This window comes from Micromonospora echinofusca, from assembly GCF_017614955.1.
GTDB classification, from domain to species: domain Bacteria; phylum Actinomycetota; class Actinomycetes; order Mycobacteriales; family Micromonosporaceae; genus Micromonospora; species Micromonospora echinofusca_A.
Window position 1 is genome coordinate 1 of sequence record NZ_WVUH01000580.1, and the last position, 2,316, is coordinate 2,316.

The following is a 2,316-nucleotide window of genomic DNA, read 5'->3' on the forward strand; positions in this document are numbered from 1 at the left end:
GTGCTCGTCGCCCGGCCCCGGGCGACGAGCACCCGGTCCACCCGGGCCCGGTAGCTGATCCGGCCGCCCCGGTCCCGCAGCCGGTCGACCAGGGCGTCGGTGATCCGTTGCGCCCCGCCGGCCGGTACCGGCCAGCCAACCTCCTGCCCGAGCATGGCCAGCAGCCAGCCGTACACCCCGGACCCCGCCTCGTCCGGGGACAGGTCGGTGTGCAGGGCGCAGCCGGCCAGCAGCGCCGGACCGCCGGCCCCCCGGAACAGTTCCGCGCCGAGCCGGCGTACCGGCAGCACCAACCGGCGGGCCAGCCGCAACGCGCCACCGGTACCCAACCGGCGTAGCAGGGTCACCCCGTCGCGGACCGGCGGGAACGGGGTGAGGACGGCACCCAGCAGCGGCCCGGAGACCTGCCGCCAGTCGTCGTACGCCCGCAACCAGCGCGCCCCGTCCCCGGGGGCGAAGGACTCCAACGAGGCGGCGGTGACCTGCCGGTCGGTGTTGAGTACCGCCGCCCGGCCGTCCGGCAGCAGGTGCGCCAGCACGTCGGGGGCGTGCCGCCAGGTCAGGCCGTACCGGTCCAGGCCGAGTCCGCGCAGCACCGGCGAGGCGTACCCGAGCGGGTAGAACGAGCTGTACAGGTCGCTGAGGTAGCCCGGGACGGTCACCTCGGCCGAGCGCACCGCCCCGCCCGGCGCCTCGGTGGCCTCCAGCACCAGCACGTCCCAGCCCGCGTCGGCCAGCAGGTTGGCGGCCACCAGGCCGTTGTGCCCGGCGCCGATCACGATCGCGTCCGCGCTGTCGGAGATCATGCCCATCCCGGCGGGCTACCCGGCAGCCAACCGGGCGAAACGCGTTTGTCACCGTCAGACCGGGGCATCCGACCCGCCATGTACGAGGTGCAGCAGTTGATCGACGGGGTGTGGGGCGCCGGGGGCGCCGGAGGTGAACTGGTCGTCCACGATCCGGCCGACGGAACGCCGGTCAGCCGGGCGCCGGTGGCCACGGCGGCCGAGGTGGCGCACGCGGTGGCCGCCGCCGGCAAGGCGGCACCGGGCTGGGCGGCGACCCCGGCGGCGGACCGGGCCGAGGCGCTGCACCGGGCGGCGGACGCGCTGGAGGCCGCCGCCGACGAACTGGCGGCGGTCCAGACCGCCGAGATGGGCCGCCCGTTGGAGTCGGCCCGGGCCGGGGTGGTCGCCGGAGTGGGCACGCTGCGACAGTACGCCGAAATCGGCCCGCTGCGCGGCGGCCGGACCCTGGCCGGCGGCGTCGACGCGATCGACCTGATGGTGCCGCAGCCCCGGGGGGTGGTCGCGGTCCTCACCCCGTGGAACGATCCGGTCGCGGTGGCCTGCGGGCTGCTCGGGGCGGCCCTGGTCAGCGGGAACGCGGTGGTGCACAAGCCGAGCGAGCGGACCCCGGCCACCGGCTGGCTGCTCGCCCGGCTGCTGGACACCGCCCTGCCACCCGGCGTGCTGACCCTGCTCACCGGGGGCGCCGAGACCGGCGCGACCCTGGCGGACCAGCAGGTCGACGTGGTGGCCCACGTGGGGGCCACGGCCACCGGCCGGTCGATCGCGGCGGCCTGCGCCCGGACCGGGGCGAAGGCCCTGCTGGAGAACGGGGGCAGCGACCCGCTGATCGTGGACGGGGACGTGGACCCGGAGTGGGCCGCCGGGCAGGCCGCGCTCGGCGCGTTCGCCAACTCGGGGCAGCTCTGCGTGGCGGTCGAGCGGATCTACGTGCACGCCCAGGTGGCCGGCGCGTTCGTGGCCGCCCTGACCCGACGGGCCGACGCGCTGCGGATGGGGCCGGGACGCGACCCGGGGACCGAACTCGGCCCGCTGGTCGACCGCCGGCTGCGGGACCACGTACACGGGCAGGTGCAGGCGGCGGTGGCCGACGGCGCCCGGATCGAGACCGGCGGGCGGATCCCGGACGGGCCGGGATCGTTCTACCCGGCGACCGTGCTGACCGGGTGCACCGACGAGATGGCGGTGCTGCGGGAGGAGACGTTCGGGCCGGTCGCCCCGGTGGTGACGGTCGACTCGTTCGACGAGGCACTGTCCCGGGCCAGCCGGTCGCCGTACGGGTTGGCGGCGACGGTACTGACCGGGTCGATGACGCACGCCCAGCGGGCCTGCCGGGACCTGCCGGTGGGCACCGTCAAGATCAACGCGGTGTTCGGCGGGGCGCCCGGTGGTGCCGCGCAGCCGCGCCGGGGCAGCGGCCAGGGGTTCGGGTACGGCCCGGAACTGCTCGACGAGCTGACCGCCATGAAGGTGGTGCACCTGGAGGCCCCCCCGCCCGGCTGGTGAC

2 protein-coding genes are annotated in these 2,316 nt (G+C 76.6%); one reads left to right on the top strand and one right to left on the bottom strand.

Annotated elements, in window-relative coordinates; genetic code table 11:
- The coding region (locus GSF22_RS32925) for a phytoene desaturase family protein (protein ID WP_208817813.1) at nt 1–812 on the bottom strand (812 nt) is incomplete at its 3' end.
- A 72-nt stretch (nt 813–884) separates the two neighbouring features.
- Here GSF22_RS32925 and GSF22_RS32930 point away from each other — a divergent pair.
- Complete coding sequence (locus GSF22_RS32930; RefSeq protein ID WP_208817814.1) at nt 885–2,315, top strand: aldehyde dehydrogenase family protein; 1,431 nt, start codon at nt 885–887, stop codon at nt 2,313–2,315.
- Nucleotide 2,316 lies beyond the last annotated feature (1 nt).